The 18,608-nt window shown below is 60.7% G+C and carries 20 protein-coding genes and 1 tRNA gene; 14 read left to right on the top strand and 7 right to left on the bottom strand.

The genetic code is table 11. The annotated features are described in order from the left end of the window. The first annotated feature begins 234 nt into the window (after positions 1-234). From thrS to ACQ4OD_RS14200, 9 genes are all read left to right on the top strand, one after another. The gene (gene thrS, locus ACQ4OD_RS14240; protein WP_046856069.1) at positions 235-2,157 is read left to right on the top strand and encodes a threonine--tRNA ligase; all 1,923 of its coding nucleotides are present in this window, start codon (positions 235-237) and stop codon (positions 2,155-2,157) included. Further along, positions 2,157-2,708, top strand: a complete 552-nt coding sequence (gene infC / locus ACQ4OD_RS14235; protein WP_172670897.1) for a translation initiation factor IF-3 — start codon at positions 2,157-2,159, stop codon at positions 2,706-2,708. The genes thrS and infC overlap by 1 nt, the downstream gene beginning before the upstream one ends. A gap of 63 nt (positions 2,709-2,771) precedes the next feature. Then, positions 2,772-2,966: a 50S ribosomal protein L35 gene (rpmI, locus tag ACQ4OD_RS14230; protein ID WP_003250667.1), complete on the top strand. Its 195-nt coding sequence runs from the start codon at positions 2,772-2,774 to the stop codon at positions 2,964-2,966. 27 nt (positions 2,967-2,993) lie between these two features. Next, entirely contained in the window at positions 2,994-3,350 is a 357-nt protein-coding gene (gene rplT / locus ACQ4OD_RS14225) for a 50S ribosomal protein L20 (RefSeq protein WP_003250671.1), read from the top strand. 111 nt (positions 3,351-3,461) lie between these two features. Further along, on the top strand, positions 3,462-4,478 hold the full coding sequence (gene pheS / locus ACQ4OD_RS14220) for a phenylalanine--tRNA ligase subunit alpha (protein ID WP_023629191.1): 1,017 nt from the start codon (positions 3,462-3,464) through the stop codon (positions 4,476-4,478). Between the two features lie 31 nt (positions 4,479-4,509). Then, positions 4,510-6,891 (top strand): phenylalanine--tRNA ligase subunit beta, encoded by a 2,382-nt coding sequence (gene pheT, locus ACQ4OD_RS14215; protein ID WP_430944463.1) that lies wholly within the window; start codon positions 4,510-4,512, stop codon positions 6,889-6,891. A gap of 4 nt (positions 6,892-6,895) precedes the next feature. Beyond that, a complete protein-coding gene (ihfA, locus tag ACQ4OD_RS14210) occupies positions 6,896-7,198 on the top strand; it encodes an integration host factor subunit alpha (protein ID WP_009394049.1) in 303 nt (100 codons plus the stop codon). Then, positions 7,179-7,535, top strand: coding sequence for a MerR family transcriptional regulator (locus tag ACQ4OD_RS14205; protein ID WP_023629031.1), 357 nt, complete (start codon positions 7,179-7,181; stop codon positions 7,533-7,535). Before ihfA ends, ACQ4OD_RS14205 begins: the two co-directional genes overlap by 20 nt. A 99-nt stretch (positions 7,536-7,634) precedes the next feature. Beyond that, positions 7,635-7,711, top strand: a tRNA-Pro gene (locus tag ACQ4OD_RS14200). Positions 7,712-7,771: 60 nt separating this feature from the next. Here ACQ4OD_RS14200 and ACQ4OD_RS14195 read toward each other — a convergent pair. Beyond that, complete coding sequence (locus ACQ4OD_RS14195) at positions 7,772-8,800, bottom strand: DUF4238 domain-containing protein (protein WP_430944462.1); 1,029 nt, start codon at positions 8,798-8,800, stop codon at positions 7,772-7,774. Between the two features lie 203 nt (positions 8,801-9,003). Then, complete coding sequence (locus tag ACQ4OD_RS14190) at positions 9,004-10,095, bottom strand: HNH endonuclease (protein WP_430944461.1); 1,092 nt, start codon at positions 10,093-10,095, stop codon at positions 9,004-9,006. A 471-nt stretch (positions 10,096-10,566) separates the two neighbouring features. On the opposite strand from ACQ4OD_RS14190, the gene ACQ4OD_RS14185 reads away from it, so the two are divergent. The 3 genes from ACQ4OD_RS14185 (at position 10,567) to ACQ4OD_RS14175 (ending at position 12,144) form a co-directional block, all read left to right on the top strand. Continuing rightward, entirely contained in the window at positions 10,567-10,803 is a 237-nt protein-coding gene (locus tag ACQ4OD_RS14185; protein ID WP_198754847.1) for a hypothetical protein, read from the top strand. A 76-nt stretch (positions 10,804-10,879) separates the two neighbouring features. Then, a complete protein-coding gene (locus ACQ4OD_RS14180) occupies positions 10,880-11,188 on the top strand; it encodes a DUF3077 domain-containing protein (RefSeq protein ID WP_198754848.1) in 309 nt (102 codons plus the stop codon). Between the two features lie 305 nt (positions 11,189-11,493). Then, complete coding sequence (locus ACQ4OD_RS14175) at positions 11,494-12,144, top strand: BRCT domain-containing protein (RefSeq protein ID WP_198754849.1); 651 nt, start codon at positions 11,494-11,496, stop codon at positions 12,142-12,144. A gap of 159 nt (positions 12,145-12,303) precedes the next feature. Here ACQ4OD_RS14175 and ACQ4OD_RS14170 read toward each other — a convergent pair whose 3' ends face one another. Together ACQ4OD_RS14170 and ACQ4OD_RS14165 are read right to left on the bottom strand one after the other, a co-directional pair. Continuing rightward, positions 12,304-12,693 carry a hypothetical protein gene (locus ACQ4OD_RS14170; protein WP_430944460.1) on the bottom strand — a complete coding sequence of 130 codons (390 nt, stop codon included), beginning with the start codon at positions 12,691-12,693 and terminating at the stop codon, positions 12,304-12,306. After that, complete coding sequence (locus ACQ4OD_RS14165; RefSeq protein WP_430944459.1) at positions 12,690-13,253, bottom strand: hypothetical protein; 564 nt, start codon at positions 13,251-13,253, stop codon at positions 12,690-12,692. Before ACQ4OD_RS14165 ends, ACQ4OD_RS14170 begins: the two co-directional genes overlap by 4 nt. Before the next feature lie 304 nt (positions 13,254-13,557). On the opposite strand from ACQ4OD_RS14165, the gene ACQ4OD_RS14160 reads away from it, so the two are divergent. Both ACQ4OD_RS14160 and ACQ4OD_RS14155 read left to right on the top strand, forming a co-directional pair. Beyond that, positions 13,558-13,767 (top strand): hypothetical protein, encoded by a 210-nt coding sequence (locus ACQ4OD_RS14160; RefSeq protein ID WP_110698248.1) that lies wholly within the window; start codon positions 13,558-13,560, stop codon positions 13,765-13,767. An 18-nt stretch (positions 13,768-13,785) separates the two neighbouring features. Next, a complete protein-coding gene (locus ACQ4OD_RS14155; protein WP_256591494.1) occupies positions 13,786-14,253 on the top strand; it encodes a type II toxin-antitoxin system YhaV family toxin in 468 nt (155 codons plus the stop codon). Positions 14,254-14,290: 37 nt separating this feature from the next. On the opposite strand, the gene ACQ4OD_RS14150 is transcribed toward ACQ4OD_RS14155, so the two are convergent. From ACQ4OD_RS14150 to ACQ4OD_RS14140, 3 genes are read right to left on the bottom strand one after another with little or no spacing between them, the layout of a single operon-like run. Then, the gene (locus tag ACQ4OD_RS14150; RefSeq protein WP_430944458.1) at positions 14,291-15,235 is read right to left on the bottom strand and encodes a carbohydrate kinase family protein; all 945 of its coding nucleotides are present in this window, start codon (positions 15,233-15,235) and stop codon (positions 14,291-14,293) included. Between the two features lie 41 nt (positions 15,236-15,276). Then, the gene (gene xylB, locus ACQ4OD_RS14145) at positions 15,277-16,767 is read right to left on the bottom strand and encodes a xylulokinase (RefSeq protein ID WP_430944457.1); all 1,491 of its coding nucleotides are present in this window, start codon (positions 16,765-16,767) and stop codon (positions 15,277-15,279) included. A gap of 16 nt (positions 16,768-16,783) precedes the next feature. Then, a complete protein-coding gene (locus tag ACQ4OD_RS14140; RefSeq protein ID WP_430944456.1) occupies positions 16,784-18,259 on the bottom strand; it encodes a mannitol dehydrogenase family protein in 1,476 nt (491 codons plus the stop codon). Positions 18,260-18,608: the final 349 nt, after the last annotated feature.

The following is an 18,608-nucleotide window of genomic DNA, read 5'->3' as shown; positions in this document are numbered from 1 at the left end:
AATATTTCTGCCGGCCGCTCTAGCCCCGTGCTAGCATGCCTCCCTTGCGCCACGCCCTGTGCGGGCGCATTTCTTTTTATACCTTCCAGTCACTCTGGTTCGTCCCTGGCAGGCCGAAAGGTCTCTGCCACTGTGAGGCAGGCTTTCCCGCGGGAAAGGCAGGGCGGATCTTGTACTGGCTCATCCCAACCCACGTGACCTTTGGTAGGGGTCACCACTAGGAGAGGAGGCGCCATGCCCGTTATTACTCTTCCCGATGGCAGTCAACGCACGTTCGACCAGCCGGTATCCGTAGCCGAAGTCGCCGCCTCGATCGGCGCAGGCCTGGCCAAGGCCACCCTGGCCGGCAAGGTCGACGGCAAGCTCGTCGATGCCTGCGACAAGATCGACCACGACGCCACCCTGCAGATCATCACCCCTAAAGATGAAGAGGGACTGGAGATCATCCGTCACTCGTGCGCCCACCTGATCGGCCACGCAGTGAAGCAGCTGTACCCGACCGCCCGCATGGTGATCGGTCCGGTGATCGACGAAGGCTTCTATTACGACATCGCCTACGAGCGTCCCTTCACCCCGGACGACCTCGCCGCCATCGAAAAGCGCATGCAGCAGCTGATCGACACGGACTACGACGTCGTCAAGAAGATGACCCCGCGCGCCGAAGTCATCGACGTGTTCACCCAGCGTGGCGAAGACTACAAGCTGCGCCTGGTCGAGGACATGCCGGATGAACAGGCCATGGGCCTGTACTACCACGAAGAATACGTCGACATGTGCCGTGGCCCGCACGTGCCGAACACCCGCTTCCTGAAAGCGTTCAAGCTGACCAAGCTCAGCGGCGCCTACTGGCGCGGCGATGCCAAGAACGAGCAGCTGCAACGCGTGTACGGCACCGCCTGGGCCGACAAGAAGCAGTTGGCCGCCTATATCCAGCGCATCGAAGAAGCCGAAAAACGCGACCACCGCAAGATCGGCAAGCAGCTCGACCTGTTCCACCTGCAGGAAGAAGCCCCGGGCATGGTGTTCTGGCACGCCAACGGCTGGACTGTGTACCAGGTGCTCGAGCAGTACATGCGCCAGGTCCAGCGTGAAAACGGCTACCAGGAAATCAAGACCCCGCAGGTTGTCGACCGTATCCTCTGGGAGCGTTCCGGCCACTGGTCCAACTACGCCGAGAACATGTTCACCACTTCGTCGGAAAACCGCGACTACGCGGTAAAACCGATGAACTGCCCGTGCCACGTGCAGGTGTTCAACCAGGGCCTGAAGTCCTACCGCGACCTGCCGCTGCGCCTGGCCGAGTTCGGCGCCTGCCACCGCAACGAGCCGTCCGGCGCGCTGCACGGCATCATGCGCGTGCGTGGCTTCGTGCAGGACGACGCGCACATCTTCTGCACCGAAGAACAGGTGAAGAAGGAAGCCGCCGACTTCATCAAGCTGACCCTGGACGTGTACAAGGACTTCGGTTTCACCGACGTCGCCATGAAGCTGTCGACCCGTCCGGCCAAGCGCGTGGGCTCCGAAGAGCTGTGGGACCGTGCCGAAGGCGCACTGGCCGACGCCCTGAACGAGTCGGGCCTGGAGTGGGAATACCAGCCGGGCGAGGGCGCCTTCTACGGGCCGAAGATCGAGTTCACCCTGCGCGACTGCCTCGGCCGTAACTGGCAGTGTGGCACCCTGCAGTACGACCCGAACCTGCCCGAGCGCCTGGACGCCAGCTACATCGCCGAAGACAACAGCCGCGTGCGCCCGGTGATGCTGCACCGCGCCATCCTCGGTTCGTTCGAGCGCTTCATCGGCATGCTCATCGAGCACTACGCCGGCGTGTTCCCGGCCTGGCTCGCCCCGACCCAAGCCGTGATCATGAACATCACCGACAAACAGGCCGATTTCGCCCTCGAGGTGGAAAAAGCCCTGAACGGTAGCGGATTCCGTGCCAAGTCGGACTTGAGAAATGAGAAGATCGGCTTTAAAATCCGCGAGCATACGTTGCTGCGGGTCCCTTATCTTTTGGTTATAGGGGATCGCGAAGTCGAAACGCAAACCGTCGCTGTGCGCACCCGCGAAGGCGCAGACCTGGGCTCGATGCCCGTCGCGCAGTTCGCTGAGCTGCTGTCGCAAGCGGTTTCCCGGCGTGGTCGCCAAGAATCGGAGTAATGACTATTAAGCGTGAAATGAGAAACGATAAACGAACTGCACCGAAAGCCCCGATCAACGAGAATATCTCGGCACGCGAGGTTCGGTTAATTGGTGCTGACGGCGAGCAGATTGGCATCGTCTCGATTGATGAAGCGCTGCGTATCGCTGATGAAGCGAAGCTGGATCTGGTGGAAATCTCTGCAGACGCGGTACCGCCCGTCTGCAAGGTGATGGACTACGGCAAGCACCTCTTCGAGAAGAAGAAGCAGGCCAACGAAGCCAAGAAGAACCAGAAGCAGATCCAGATCAAAGAAATCAAGTTTCGTCCAGGGACGGAAGAAGGGGATTACCAGGTAAAACTACGCAACCTGGTACGTTTCCTTAGCGATGGGGACAAGGCCAAGATCTCTCTGAGATTCCGCGGCCGTGAGATGGCCCACCAGGAGCTGGGCATGGAGCTGTTGAAGCGGGTCGAAGCTGACCTCGTGGAATACGGCACCGTTGAGCAGCATCCGAAGATGGAAGGACGCCAGCTTATGATGGTCATCGCCCCCAAAAAGAAGAAGTAATCTCCCGGGCACGGCAGGCCTGATGATTATTGTGTAATTTTTATTCGAATGCGGAGTTCCAACATGCCAAAAATGAAAACCAAGAGCGGTGCTGCGAAGCGCTTCCTGAAGACGGCTTCCGGCTTCAAGCACAAGCACGCTTTCAAGAGCCACATCCTGACCAAAATGTCGACCAAGCGTAAGCGTCAACTGCGCGGTGCCAGCTTGCTGCACCCGTCTGACGTGGCAAAAGTCGAGCGCATGCTGCGCGTTCGTTAATTCTGGTTAAGATAGAGGAAGTTACTCATGGCTCGTGTTAAGCGCGGCGTTATCGCTCGTAAGCGTCACAAAAAAATTCTGAAACTGGCTAAAGGCTACTACGGTGCGCGCTCGCGCGTATTCCGCGTTGCCAAGCAAGCGGTCATCAAGGCAGGCCAATACGCCTACCGCGACCGTCGCCAGAAGAAGCGTCAGTTCCGCGCACTGTGGATCGCTCGTATCAACGCCGGTGCCCGCACCAACGGTCTGTCGTACAGCCGTCTGATTGCTGGCCTGAAAAAAGCGTCGATCGAAATCGACCGTAAGGTTCTGGCTGATCTGGCAGTGAACGAAAAAGCGGCGTTTGCTGCGATTGTCGAGAAGGCTAAAGCCGTACTGGCTTAAGTACCCACGACAATCATCCGGCGGCGCCTGCGCCGTCGGGTGTAAAACGTCATCGGATAGGGGAAGAGCCTTCAAAAGCTCTTCCCCTATTTTCGTATCTGGAGTCTGTACATGGAAAACCTGGACGCGCTGGTCGCCCAAGCCCTCGAGGCCGTGGAACGCGCTGAAGACATCACTACCCTGGAACAGATCCGGGTCCAATATCTCGGCAAGAAAGGCGAGCTGACCCAGGTGATGAAGACCCTGGGCAACCTGCCAGCCGAAGAGCGCCCCAAGGTCGGCGCGCTGATCAACGACGCCAAGGAACGCGTCACCGACGTGCTCAACGCACGCAAGGCCGCTTTTGAAGAGGCCGAGCTGAACGCTCGCCTGGCCGCCGAATGCATCGACGTGACCCTGCCAGGCCGTGGCCAGACCACCGGTGGGCTGCACCCGATCACCCGTACCCTCGAGCGCATCGAGCAGTTCTTCACCCATATTGGCTACGGCATCGCCGAAGGCCCCGAGGTCGAAGACGACTACCACAACTTCGAAGCGCTCAACATCCCCGGCCACCACCCGGCCCGGGCGATGCACGACACCTTCTACTTCAACGCCAACATGCTGCTGCGCACCCACACCTCGCCGGTCCAGGTGCGCACCATGGAAAGCACCCAGCCGCCGATCCGCATCGTCTGCCCAGGCCGTGTGTACCGTTGCGACTCGGATATCACCCACTCGCCGATGTTCCACCAGGTCGAAGGCCTGCTGGTCGATCGCGGCATCAACTTCGCCGACCTCAAGGGCACCATCGAAGAGTTCCTGCGGGTGTTCTTCGAGAAAGAACTGGCCGTGCGCTTCCGCCCGTCGTTCTTCCCCTTCACCGAGCCGAGCGCCGAAGTCGACATCCAGTGCGTGATGTGTTCCGGCAAGGGCTGCCGCGTGTGCAAGCAGACCGGCTGGCTGGAAGTGATGGGCTGCGGCATGGTCCACCCGAACGTGCTGCGCATGTCCGGCATCGACCCGGAAGAGTATCAGGGCTTCGCCTTCGGCATGGGCGCCGAGCGCCTGGCCATGCTGCGCTATGGCGTCAACGATTTGCGTCTGTTCTTCGACAACGACCTGCGGTTCTTGGCTCAATTCCGCTAGGCCCAATCGACGCAACTTTCAGGAGAACAGCATGAAATTCAGTGAACAGTGGCTGCGCGGTTGGGTAAACCCGCAAGTCTCCCGTGACGAACTGGTCGCCCGCCTGTCCATGGCCGGCCTCGAAGTCGACAGCGTGACCCCTGCTGCCGGCCAGTTCAGCGGCATCGTGGTGGGCGAGATCCTCACCACCGAACAACACCCGGACGCCGACAAGCTGCGCGTGTGCCAGGTAAGCAACGGCGCAGAGACCTTCCAGGTGGTCTGCGGCGCCCCGAATGCCCGCCCAGGCATCAAGATCCCGTTCGCCATGATCGGCGCCGAACTGCCGGGCGACTTCAAGATCAAGAAGGCCAAGCTGCGCGGCGTCGAATCCTTCGGCATGCTCTGCTCGGCTTCCGAACTGCAGATCAGCGACGAGAACGACGGCCTGCTGGAACTGGCCGCCGACGCCCCGGCAGGCCAGGACATCCGTCAGTACCTGAACCTGGACGACGCCAGCATCGAGATCGGCCTGACCCCGAACCGCGGCGACTGCCTGTCCATCGCTGGCCTTGCCCGTGACGTCAGCGCCCTGTACGACGTGCCGGTCACCCGCCCCGCGGTGCCAACCGTACCGGCTGCCCACGACGAAGTGCGCCCGGTCGAAGTCAGCGCCCCGGCCGCCTGCCCGCGCTACCTGGGCCGCGTGATCCGCAACGTCGACCTGAGCAAGCCGACCCCGCTGTGGATGGTCGAGCGCCTGCGCCGCAGCGACGTGCGCAGCATCGACGCCGCCGTCGACATCACCAACTACGTGATGCTCGAGCTCGGCCAGCCGATGCACGCCTTCGACCTCGCCGAAATCAACGGCGGTATCCGCGTGCGCATGGCCGAGGAGGGTGAGAAACTCGTCCTGCTGGACGGCCAGGAAGTTGCCCTGCGCGCCGACACCCTGGTGATCGCCGACCACACCCGCGCCCTGGCCATTGCCGGCGTGATGGGTGGCGAGCACAGCGGCGTCAACACCGAGAAGACCCGCGACCTGTTCCTCGAGAGCGCCTTCTTCGAGCCGATCTCCGTCGCCGGCAAGGCCCGTTCCTACGGCCTGCACACCGACGCCTCGCACCGCTACGAGCGCGGCGTGGATTCGCAACTGGCCCGTGAAGCCATGGAGCGCGCCACCGCCCTGGTGCTGGAGATTGTCGGCGGCGAAGCAGGCCCCATAGTCGAGGCCGTGAGCGAGCAGCACCTGCCGAACATCGCACCGATCACCCTGCGCGACGAACGCATCACTCAGATGCTCGGCATGCAAATGCAAGCCGCCCAGGTTGAGCAACTGCTCAACGCTCTGGAGCTGAAAACCAGTGCAAGTGGAGCAGGGGAGTGGACTGTCACCGTCCCAAGCCACCGCTTCGACGTCAGCCTGGAAGTCGACCTGATCGAAGAGCTGGCCCGCCTGTATGGCTACAACAACCTGCCGGTCCGTTACCCGCAGGCTCGCCTGGCCCCGCAAGCCCGCCCGGAAACCCGTGGCGAGCTGCCGAACCTGCGCCGCCTGCTGGTCGCCCGCGGCTACCAGGAAGCCATCACCTACAGCTTCATCGACCCGAAACTGTTCGAGCTGTTCACCCCAGGCGTGGAGCCGCTGCTGCTGGCCAACCCGATCTCCAGCGACATGGCCGCCATGCGCGCCTCGTTGTGGCCGGGCCTGGTCAAGGCCATGCAGCACAACCTCAACCGCCAGCAAGACCGCGTGCGCCTGTTCGAAAGCGGCCTGCGCTTCGTCGGCCAGCTTGGTGACCTCAAGCAGCAACCGATGATCGCCGGCGTCGTCACCGGCAGCCGCCTGCCGGAAGGCTGGGCCAATGGCCGCGACAGCATCGACTTCTTCGACGTCAAAGCCGACGTGGAAGCCCTGCTGGGTTACTCCGGTGCCCTGAGCGACTTCACCTTCGCCGCCGGCAAACACCCGGCCCTGCACCCCGGCCAGACCGCCCGCATCGAGCGCGACGGCAAGGAAGTCGGCTACCTCGGCGCCATCCACCCCGAGCTGGCCAAGACCCTCGGCCTCGACCGCCCGGTGTTCGTCTTCGAGCTGGTGCTCGGCGATGTGGTCGAAGGCCGCCTGCCGAAGTTCAGCGAACTGTCCAAGTTCCCGGAAACCCGTCGTGACCTGGCTTTGATCGCAGGTCGTGATGTAGCTTCTAGCTCGGTGCTTGAAGTAATTCGTGACAATGCGGGCGAATGGCTCACAGACCTCAGGCTGTTTGACGTCTACCAGGGTAAAGGCATTGATCCTGATAGAAAAAGCCTCGCCGTCGGCTTGACCTGGCAACATCCATCGCGCACTCTTAACGACGATGAGGTGAATGAAACCCTGCAAACCATCCTCACCTCGCTTGAACAAAGGTTGAACACCACGTTAAGGAAATAACGGCATGGGTGCTCTGACGAAAGCTGAGATGGCCGAAAGGCTGTACGAGGAGCTGGGGCTTAACAAGCGTGAGGCCAAGGAGCTGGTCGAGCTGTTTTTCGAAGAAATTCGGCACGCGCTTGAAGACAACGAGCAGGTCAAGTTGTCCGGTTTCGGCAACTTCGACCTTCGCGACAAACGCCAGCGGCCGGGCCGCAACCCTAAAACAGGGGAAGAGATCCCGATCACCGCGCGCCGCGTCGTCACCTTTCGTCCAGGGCAGAAGCTGAAAGCCCGGGTAGAGGCCTATGCTGGAACCAAGCCATAACGACGAGCTGCCCCCCATCCCGGGCAAACGCTACTTCACCATCGGTGAAGTCAGCGAGCTCTGTGCGGTAAAACCGCACGTGCTGCGCTACTGGGAGCAGGAATTCACGCAGCTCAACCCGGTGAAGCGCCGTGGCAACCGGCGGTATTATCAGCGCCAGGACGTGCTGATGATCCGCCAGATCCGCGCTTTGCTGTATGACCAGGGCTTTACCATTGGCGGGGCGCGGTTACGGCTCTCCAGTGATGAGGTCAAGGATGAGTCCAGCCAGTACAAGCAGCTGATTCGGCAGATGATTGCGGAGTTGGAGGATGTGTTGGTGGTTCTGAAGAAGTGACCTGGTTGGCGACGAGTGGAAATTTTTGAAAAAAAGCTTCCATTATTCAAAAGGTTAGGTTAAATTCTTCAACGTTCTCAGCGGTATCGAGAATGATGTCGGGGCGTAGCGCAGCCCGGTAGCGCACTTGCATGGGGTGCAAGGGGTCGAGTGTTCGAATCACTCCGTCCCGACCAAAAATCCCTAAAAAACCCAGTCATTTAGGTGGCTGGGTTTTTTTATGTTGGGAAAAATTATTATCTGGCCTGCATTTCTCGTTCTGCAGCGCACTGATCCGCGTGCCAACGATCCCACGCTGCCCTCTCGCTCTTGCAAGTTTCTGGGCATACCAGCCTGGGACGGATCAGGTGAATGTCCTCAGGCTCTTTGGCAAACACGTATTGGTGAGCATGTTCTATGATGATCTTCCTGATATGTCGGGCGATATCGGGATCAAGAATTTTCCCACGTTGCCAGCCTTTCTGGCCGATGCAAGTGTGGAGCAAGTGCTTTGGGCTTAATGGAAGGAGAATGTCGCCTTTATTCACACCCCAACCACCTCTAGTGTCATAGTTACGTGGGTCTTGGTAGTTGAGCTTGATTAGAGGATTATCTGAGGTTGGCCAGGAGATACCTGGAGGTGCATGCAGGATCGTCCACCGGTGTTTGGGTAGAATTTGGATTGTCTGCGTTAAAATGCGCTTCATGCTCCAGATCCACATTTGCCGCCCCACGATGGTCTCAACCCTTATGGCTCCTCCGCCCTCCGGCAGCGGTTCGATAAATGTCCTGAACAGCGAGGATGAGTCAATAACATCTGTGGCCGGCTGAGGTAACGGTACACCCTGCTGAATTGCATCCTCTATTTCATGAATAGAACGCTTCAGAACATCATCCATCAATGGTTTCAGCGTTTTATTTTGACGATGGATGAACTCCTTTAGTCGTGCTGGAGTACGGACATCTTGGGCCAATGCGAACCGCACCAAGCGTCTCCAATGCTCTGGGTCTAAGCGTTCCTCCTGCACAACCCTCCGAATTGCTTCCTGGGCAGGGCTCTCGAACTCTCGATCTAGCCAGCACTCAAACTCGTCAGTTTCCGCACCTCCGGCCCAATAGGTGTAAAGGTGCTTTTGGTAGCCAATTCCCTTTAAAGAATGTCTTTTCCAGGTTCTAACATTCTCGTTTGGTACGACTAACCGGTATGCAAGGACACTATTGTTATCTGCCCATTGCTTAAGATAGAGCTCAGGTACGTAGTGGTTGTCCTTGCGTAGCTGCTGCATTACAGAGTCCTTCTGATGGAGTTAACTTTTTATTCGCGCCAATTCGGTTTGTACGGGAGCAGCATTGTCCAGCGCAGCAATTCGTATCGCTCCCGATCACAACACGGTTTTAGCCATTGCTCATTGCACCTCGCCCACAGCTGGCGGCGATGCCTGCTATCAAAGCTAAACAGCGGCGAATCTGCTAGTTTGACAAGTTAAATTCAGCCTTCAATTGTTTTGAGTCTCTGCTTTAATCGCTCATTGAGCGACATGCCGTGCACGCCCGAGTGAATCTCGCGATGGCAAGACGGGCAGACAGCACCTACGTATCGAGGGTGGTCGAGGCCTCCGTCAGAGAGCCGATTTACATGATGCGGCTCCAGGTATGGGGTTCCATCCTTCTTAATGAAGGGGGCTGGCTTGTCGCAGCTTTCACATAAGCCTTTGGCACGCATGAGGACGTAGTGAGCGACCTTCCGGCTGCGCTGGTAAATTTTGCGATGCGCCGATTGGTCCATTGCATTCGTTACCGGCTTGCAGGCAGCCAGAGCGGCTATCCGAGCAGCAGCTAACGAATCTTCGAGTTCAACCTCCGTCCCCAACTCTGTTTCGATGTTCAGCTCTGGACTGCCCACAGGTACTAATCTGAATACAAGAGCAGTACGGTCCTTACCGTCAACATCCGGTTGGATTCGTTCAAAGACATCGGCGCAGCAGAACTCACCTACATAGCGGTTACCTTTTCCTTTACCGAGCGATGTGAACAGATGAAGCGCACGACCTGTCTCAGCATGCTCAGCGACAGCTCTGTTGCCACGGTTCAATTTCATAGGCCCACGCTTCCCTTCACCGGTGTAGAGAAACGCACCGTTGTCCCAGCTGTCGGCATAGCCATATTGCTCGCCACTATCGCCTGTAAACAAGAAAATCGCCGGGTGGGTAGCGGATGCCGCTATGCCGCTCTGCCGGCTACCCCCGAATGGTCCGTTGATTTCACTCACGCGATCGTAAATGGCCCCAGGCTCGAACTGCAGGACTGGTTCTAGACCAGTGCTCTGCAGCTCGATGATGGAAAATCCACGCTTTTCTAAATAGCGGTTTGTGAGGTGTCCGCCTGGGAATTGGCTAACTGCGATACCGGTAGCCAAGGAGACTATTTTCTTTGCTGGATACGATGTACCCCCTACAGCAATCGCGTAGCGGTGGGCAGGGTTCGTCTCCCAACCATGCCACTCTCGTCTTCCTCTAAAGTCGCGGTCAAACTCCAGCAAAGCCTCGACAATACGTTCCTTCGATACAGCTTTGATCGCCACGTGCGCTGCCCTTTGTCGCCGATGTTTGTAGGAAATTTCCCCATCGTCGCCAAAGTGATCAAACGGTTCAAGAAAAACTGGCAAAGCGCCACTGCGATCGTAGCGTCCGCGCGAGAGTTCGTATGCGTTTCAGGTCCATATTCGTTGTGGCAGCAGGCGTGCCCAGGGTCTACGGAATCGGATTTTCCCTCTTCCTTGTAGTCCGTTTCCGAAACATACTCCTACCCCTTACAGCCCGTTGCAGCCGCTGCATCACCCATCTAGTCTCGCCAAGTCGCTGCCAATTCAGCGACCGGTTTTGACAGACCGGGAAGATAGTAACGCGCGTGCATGGCCGTCTATGGTGGCTGTACGTGGGGCACCTCGGTGCGCCGGTTTCCTATTTTCCCGGTCTGTCAACCCGCGTACAGCTGCCACCTTTCTGTTTGACAGCAGAGAACGGTAGCTCCATTTGAAAATAGGAGCTCTACCATGCTGAAAATAGTCCCCGATCCACCCCAACACGACAAATACATCACCCACACCCTCGAAGACCTCCTGGTCCAGATCTCTGAATACCTCGTCTGCGCCCTGACCGTCAGCCAGCAGACCGTTCTGCTCCACGCCAAACCCCCAGGCCAGGTCCTGACCCTCGCCGCCATGCACGAAATCGACAGCGCCCGCACCCTGGTGGAAGTGGCGCTGAGCCGCGTGCAGTCCCGCCACTGACCTGGCGAGCCTGGGCTCGCACTTGATGTTTACCGATCAGGCCCCGCGCCGTTCGCGGGGCCGCAGGAGGAATGGTATGGATAAGGAATTGCAGATCCCGCGCATCAAGAAACTCGCCACCACTGGCGTCGGGCATTTCGGCGAAGGCGGGGAGGTGGGTGTGCAAGACCCGCTGTTCCGCGTGGTGGCGGGGAATCCGCTGGACCATGCGGTGGAGCAGGCGACTGTGCTGATGTGTGCGGTGCACAAGATCAGTGATCTGGCGATGGTGGATACTGATCATCTGCCTACGCTGCTGACGGCGGTACATTACCTCAGTGGCATGGCCAAGGCCTTGGCCCAGGATGTGAATCATGGGTTGATGGTTGGGCGGCGGGCTGAGTAGGGGAGGGTATCTGGCTGGGAGCTTGGTTGCCTCGGCGGGCGCTATCGCGGGGCAAGCCAGCTCCCACAGGGCTGTTCACCACCCGTCCTCTACGCGTTTGAGATTAGGCCGAGCCAGTCGCCACTACTTCCAGTTTCGTTAACTTTAGAGAGCCAAGCTACTATCAGGCTCAATAGCTCGATCAGCAACGTGATCGCGTCGACCAGTGAGTCCAATCGTCTGAGCTGGATGGAAATCCAGTACGCGGCCTGGGGCGTGCCGTAGTAGCGTTGTGCCTTCTGCCTAATGAGCATGGAGCCCTATCAATGACAGATCTTCACAACGAGTTTGCAGCAAGCCGATACTTCAACGCCGAAAGAATCGACAGGCGCGGTGCCGACGCGTTGGCCGGTCTAGCGGCCGGGCTCGTGGCTGATAATGTGGTCACTCAGGAAGAGGCGGTATTCCTCAAAGACTGGATCGAGCGAAACCTAGCTCATATCGACGACCCGGTGATAAACCTTCTCTACCGTCGATTGAGCTGCATGCTGGCTGACGGCAAGCTTGATGCAGAGGAGTCTGCTGACCTGCTGGGTATGCTCAAGAGGCTCGGTGGGGTTTCCCCTCAAGTGATCTCGTCCGCTACTTCTTCCCCAATCGTCTCGCGGCCGACTGATCTACCTTTCTGCGCGCCTCCGCCCTCGCTCTGCTTTGAAGGCAAAAACTTCGTTTTCACAGGGATCATGGCCTTCGGCCCGCGCAAGGACTGCCAGCAGCTAGTTACTGATCGCGGTGGAATTCTTGGCGGCGCGGTTAGCAAGAAGGTGGATTATCTAATCGTTGGCAGCATAGGCAACGAGCAGTGGCGCCATGCGTCATATGGAACGAAAATTCTCAAGGCTGTAGAACTTCGTGAAGCCGGAGCAGCAATAGCCATCGTTTCAGAGGACCATTGGCAGCAAGCCGTCTTCGGCTAATCCGCTTCTCTAGCCTGTCCAAGCATCCAGCGTGGATGGAATGCGAGTACCACGCCAACAATGCTCCGTAGTAGCGCTGTGCCGCCCAACGAGCCCGTTCCCACAGGCCTGCTTCCACAAATCAGCACCAAGGGCCTGCCCCCACGTTTCGGCAAGCCGCTACGGCGCCAGGTTTACCCCGTTACAGCGCCCCTTGGTGGCGAAATCGTTGATCTGCCGCGCCTTGTTCACCGACATCAGGATCGTGCAGCCGCCAGGATGGGCCACGTCGTCCCAGTAGTTGGTATGGACCATCACGTTGCCTTGCATCTCGGCGGTGCTGCCTACCACCTCCTTTTGCACGTAGGTGGTATCGCGGTACCAGCCCAACTGCACCCCAGCGCCGTCGGGCAACGGCTCCATGCGCATGGGCGGGCCGAAGAAGTCGATGGCCTGCTTGGCGTCGCGCCCTTGCCATTGGTTGCCCGCCATCAGCTCCGGCAGGGTCGGGATGCAGCCGGCCAGCGCAGGCAGCAACAGGCCAAGGATCAGCAGATGGCGCGTGCTCATCGTGGGGTGTTCGCCAGCATGTCGTCCAGCTCCTGCACCGCCTGGCTGTTGGCCTGGACGCCAATCAACTGGATGAACATGGCCTGGATGGTGGCGACCATCTTCGCCGCCGGCATCTTGCCGAGCGACAGCATCTGGTTGCGCGCGCGGTTATCGGGGGCGCAGACGAAGGCGAAGGTGCGCTGCAACCAGTAGTCCTTTGGTGCGACCCAGTCTTTGGCGTTGGTTTTCACATCGCGCACGGCGCCGTCGAAGCGACGTATCACCCGGGCGCTGTCCAGGCGGATCTGGCGCTGTTTGCATTTGACCTGCACCTCGTAGGCGGCGAGGGTCGGGAAGGCCGGGTCTTCGAACAGCTGCATGACCTGGGCCGATTGCACGCCACCGGGCTTTTGCATGATGCCGGCGGCATCGGCGACATACACCTCGTTGTGCAGGCGTTCGCCTTTGCCGTAGATGATCCAGTAGTCGCCCGAGGCGGGGGCGGCGAGGGCCGGGGTGCTGCAGGTGAGGGCCAGGATGGCCAGCCATTGGCAGAGGGGTGGAGTTTTGTGACCCATGGAGTCCTTTCCTGGTTATTGTAATCAAGAAGGGACTATACGAGCGCTGGGTGAGCAGGGTCGATTAGGGCGGTTGTGCTAATGGCAAAGGGCCTGTGGCGTTCAGATGCGGTAATACAGAGCGTCCGTGAAAAGTTAGAGCAGGCGCCTGTGCCGATTGAACGGCAAAGGGTATGTAGTCCCGTTCTGAAACATGTAACGGTGGGCTTGGCCCTGATTTCCCTCAAGCGATTCTGCTGTACCATTCCCTTGGTCAGACCGCACATGCGGCAGCTGTCGCATGGTCCGGATGAAGGAGCAAAACATGTCCAAATCAAGGGTAAAAGTGGCCCTTCTAGCCGCCGAGCGCGAAGCGCAGGAGGCCAAAAGAGCCTTTCTCGAGCTTGTGCATGCTGACATTACCGAACACCCCGAACGTATCCAGCCCATTCCGGCATCGTTACTGAATCGCATGGCGCATCTTCGGGCCCGGGCGCAAACGAATCGCGAGCGTAACGAGCTGCTAGAGGGTTGAGACATGCCGTCAGGGACGATGACGATAGTCAACGACTGGGCGCTGTTCGGCCATCCGCTTTTTCTCGGACGCTTCGAAGCGCTGATTGCCGAAGCTGAGATACTGGCTGCTAAAGACCCGAACGGATTTCATCAGCATCCCCATTTCAAGCTTCTGGAGAAGGTCGATACCTCCATCATGGAGCGCGTTCCGGAAGATCCCAGTTCCAGGATCTACCTTCAGGGCAATACGCTCGGCAAAAATTGTCGGCACTGGCGCAGGGTGAAAGCCGGGCTTCCCAATCGATATCGCCTTTTCTTCCAGTACCGTTGCGACGCACCTAAAAGCATTATCTATGCATGGCTGAACGACGAGGCGACCCTTCGCAAAGATGGCTCTCGAACCGATGTCTATGCGGTTTTCAGGGGGATGCTCAAGCATGGCGCGATGCCGGGCACCTTCGCTAACCTTCTCGAGGCATCCCGCCCAGTGCCTGAGCATGGCTGAGCAAATCTGTTCCTTTTCGATGAAGCCAACCGGCCTCTCAGTTCAAGGGCGTCAGTTCGCGTTCGAACGGTAGTACTGGCCCAGACCGTGAACAGGTAACCGCTGCGGCACGGATTGCGTAACTCAGTACTGCGTCGATCATTGCGCGATCGAGCGTCGCCAACGTTGTTGGGTTGTCCTTGCCCAGCCGCGACAGGCAGGCAAGCACCGCCGCCTGGAAAGTATCACCAGCACCCACTGTATCGCTAACCGGCAACGAAGTATCCGCCGGCCGCTGCCATGATCCATGCGCGCAATGCACGCTGGCACCGTGAGCACCATGGGTGATGAGCACCAGCCGGCAACGTTCGTTCAACCAGCCTCGGGCCACGTCACGCGCTTCTCGACCTGGATAGAGGGTGCCGATGTCTTCCTCACTGGCCTTGATCACATGCGCATGCCCGGCAAACGCTTCCACCTGCCGCCGCCACAGCGCCACATCCGGCTGCGGATTAAGCCGCACATTCGGATCCAGGCTGATCAAGCGCCGGTCCCGCTCGCGCTCCACCAGCGCCATCAGCGTATCGGCCACGGGCTGCACCACCAGGGTGTACGAGCCCACATGCAACCCCCGCACACGCTCATCCAGCTCCGGCAGATGCTCCAGTTTCACCTGCCGATCCGCACACCCTTCACCACGAAACTGATACTGCGCCGAGCCATCGGCATCCAGCCCGACCATGGCCAGTGTGGTCGGCGCAGCGCTGGTTACCACATAGCGGCAGTCCACCCGTTCCTCTTCCAGCACCCGGCGTAGCCGGGCACCGAGGTAGTCGCTGGACAACCCGCCGAACAACGCCGACGCCACGCCTAGCCGGCGCAGGCCGACGGCGACGTTGAACGGCGACCCGCCGGCAATCGCGGTAAACCCCAGCTCGCTGCTGCGGGTGCTGTTTTCCAGGCTGAAGACATCGAACAGGGCCTCGCCACACACCAGGTACATGCAGTTCTCCAGAACGATTGATAAGGGCAGGATACCTGCGCTCAGCGCGCAGGCAGTTGATCCCGGTAGCGTTGATAGGCAACCTCGTACTCGGCCTGTTGCGCCGGGCGGGGCAGGGTGCGGGTGCTTTCGTCGAGGGCGACGCAGCGTTGACACAGGGTTTCGAGGCTATCGCCTTGGCCCAGCTGGCGGCCTAGGCTCCAGGCGGACTGAAGCGCGGCGCCCAGGGCGGCGGCTTCGGTCTGTTGGGGGCATACCACCGGCAGGCCGAGCAGGTCGGCCAGCACCTGTCGCCACAACGGGCTTTTCGCCGCGCCGCCGACCAAGCGGATTTCGCTGCCTGGCAGGCCGCTGGCGCGCAGCAGGTCGAGGCCGTAACGCAGGCTGAAGCCGGTGCCTTCGAGCACGGCCCGGCAGAGGTTGGCGCTGGTCAGGTTGGCGCTGGTCATGCCGTGCAGGCTGGCCGTGGCTTCGGGCAACGCGGGCACGCGTTCGCCGTCGAAGAAGGGCAGCATCAGCAGACCGTCGGCGCCGATCGGGGCTTGGGTGGCGAGCTCAGTGAAACGGTCGAGGTCGAGTTCCAGCAGGTCGCGCACCAGGGCGCAGGCGCTGGTGAGGTTCATGGTGCAAATCAACGGCAGCCAGCCGCCGCTGGAGGCGCAGAAGGTCGCCACTTCGCCCTGGGCGCTGACGTGGGGCTGGTCGGCATGGGCGGCCAGGGTGCCGGAGGTGCCGAGGCTCAGGGTGATCATGCCGGGGGCGATATTGCCGGTGCCAATGGCGCCGAGCATGTTGTCGCCGCCGCCAGTGGCTACCCAGGTCTGTAGGCTCAGGCCGAGGGCAGTGGCGGCCTGCGCGCGCAGGGTGCCGATGCAATCGCCGGATTCGACCAGTTCAGGCAGCGCAGCCAAAAGATGTTCGCCTGGCTCGATGTGCTGAAGGACATCAGGCGCCCAGGCGCGGCGGCGCACATCGTAGTAGCCGGTGCCGGAGGCGTCGCCGGGCTCAGTAAAGACGCGACCGCTCAGCCAGTAATTCAGGTAGTCGTGGGGCAGCAGGATATGGGCGAGGCGGGCGAACAGTTCGGGATGTTGGCGCTTGGTCCACAGCAGCTTGGAAATGGTATAGCCCGGCGCGATCACCAGCCCGAGGCGTTCAAGCGAGCCTTGGGCGCCGCCGAGGGTATCGAGCAACTCCGCGTTCTCAGGCGCGCTTTCGGTGTCGCACCAGAGCTTGGCCGGGCGCAGCACCTGGCCTTGGGCGTCGAGCAGCACCAGGCCGTGTTGCTGGCCGGACACTGCCAATGCGCGAATGGCTTGGCCATCCACACCAGCTTCGCGCAAGGCAGCGGACACCGCCGTGCGCAGGGCTTGCAGCCAGTCGGCCGGGTCCTGTTCGCGTCGTCCATCGCGACCTTGGGGCGGTGCATGGGCAGCGCTGCCCAAGCCCAGCACCTGGCCGCTGCCAGCGTCCAGCACCAGGGCCTTGGTGCCCTGGGTGCCGCAGTCGATGCCGAGGAACAGTCCGTCCATTTCGAAAGCCTCCGTGTCAGTCGCCAAGGACCTGGCGCAGGGTTTCACTCACGCCGACTTCGCGCAAGCTGTCGTACAGGCGCTCGAAGGCGCTGACGAAGGCTTTGGACGCGGGGATCGCCGTGCCGAAGATCGCCTCGTCGCCGAGCACCCGGGCGGCCAGGCCGTCACGCTGCGCCACCCGTGCCTGGCAGTCGGCGGCGCGGGGGTCGGGGATGCTGTAGCGCGTGCCCTGTTCGTCCTCGCCGCGCAGGTACAGGGCCCAGGCGGCCACCACCAGGGCCACGCGCTCCAGGGGCTTGCCGTCGGCGATCAGGCGGTTGGCGGTGGGCACGATGAACTTGGGGAATTTCGACGAGCCGTCGGAGCACACGCGCTCCAGCTGGTCGGCGATGGCGCGGTTGGCGAAGCGTTCGGTGAGGCTGTGCTTGTAGCGCGTCAGGTCGATGCCCGGTACCGGGGCCAGTTGCGGGGTTACGTCCTGGTCCATGAAGGTGCGCATGTAGCGCTGCAGCAGCGGGTCGGCGAGGGTTTCGTGGACGAAGCGGTAGCCTTGCAGAAAGCCCAGGTAGGTGAGGGCCAGGTGGCTGCCGTTGAGCAGCTTGATCTTCATTGCTTCATAGGGCGTGACGTCGTCGGTGAACTGCACGCCGACCTGCTCCCAGGCCGGGCGACCGGCGACGAACTTGTCTTCCACCACCCATTGCAAAAACGGCTCGCACACCACCGGCCAGGCATCGTCGACGCCGTGGCGCTCGAGCAGCTGCTGACGGTGGGCCGGGCTGGTCATCGGGGTGATGCGGTCGACCATGGCATTGGGGAAGCTGACGTGGCCGTCGATCCAGCGGGCCAGGTCGTGGTTCTGCAGGTGGGCGAAGGCCAGCAGGGCCTTGCGGGCGACGTCGCCGTTGTGCGGCAGGTTGTCGCAGGACATCACCGTGAACGGCCCGCTGCCGGCCTCGCGGCGGCGGCGCAGGGCTTCGCAGAGGAAGCCGAACACGCTCTGTGGGGCTTGTGGGTTGGCCAGGTCGTGCTGGATCTGCGGCAGGTCGGCGCGGAATTCGCCGGTGCTGTCGTCGATGCAGTAGCCGCCTTCGGTGATGGTCAGCGAGACGATGCGGATGTCGGGTTCGGCCAGTTTGGCCAGCAGTGCTTCGGCGCCGTCCTCGGCCAGCAGCATGCCGTTGATCGCGGCGATCACGCGGACCTGGGTGTCGGGTTGGTCGCCCAGTTCGAACAGGGTGTAGAGGTGGTCTTGCGCGGCCAGGGCATCGCGCATGGCGCGGTCTTCGCGGCGCAGGCCGGCGCCGCAGATGGCCCAGTCGAGGCCTTCGCCCAGGTTCATCAGGGCATCGGTGTAGGCAGCCTGATGGGCGCGGTGGAAGCCGCCGACGCCGATGTGCACGATGCCCTGGCGCAATTGGCTTGGGTCGTAGCTGGGGCGGGCGACCGAAGGGGGGAGGTGGTCGAGGTTGGGGGTGATTAGTTTCATGCTGGGGGCATTCCTTTCGAGGTCGTAGGCCGTTGAGGCTGTTGATCGCGTGATGGCGACGAGGTGCTTGGCGGTAGTTTTGTAGCGCTCTCGAGATCGAGCGCCGCCCGCGCGGCGCATCGCTGGCAAGCCGGCTCCCACATTTGTTTCGGGCCAGTCAATCCTGTGAGGTCTCCACTGTCCGCCTTGGTGCATGTCTCAAGTCTGGTGGTGCGGCATCAGCGCCAATGCTGAAACCGCGTCGTACAAACAAGGCGGACAGTGGAGATGGACCAGAAGTAACTGGCCCGAAACAGATGTGGGAGCTGGCTTGCCAGCGATGCGCCGCGCGGGCGGCGCTCGATCTCAT

It is taken from the genome of Pseudomonas sp. WC1 (assembly GCF_050586565.1).
GTDB lineage: Bacteria > Pseudomonadota > Gammaproteobacteria > Pseudomonadales > Pseudomonadaceae > Aquipseudomonas.
This window is presented reverse-complemented; position numbering and strand designations above follow the sequence as displayed.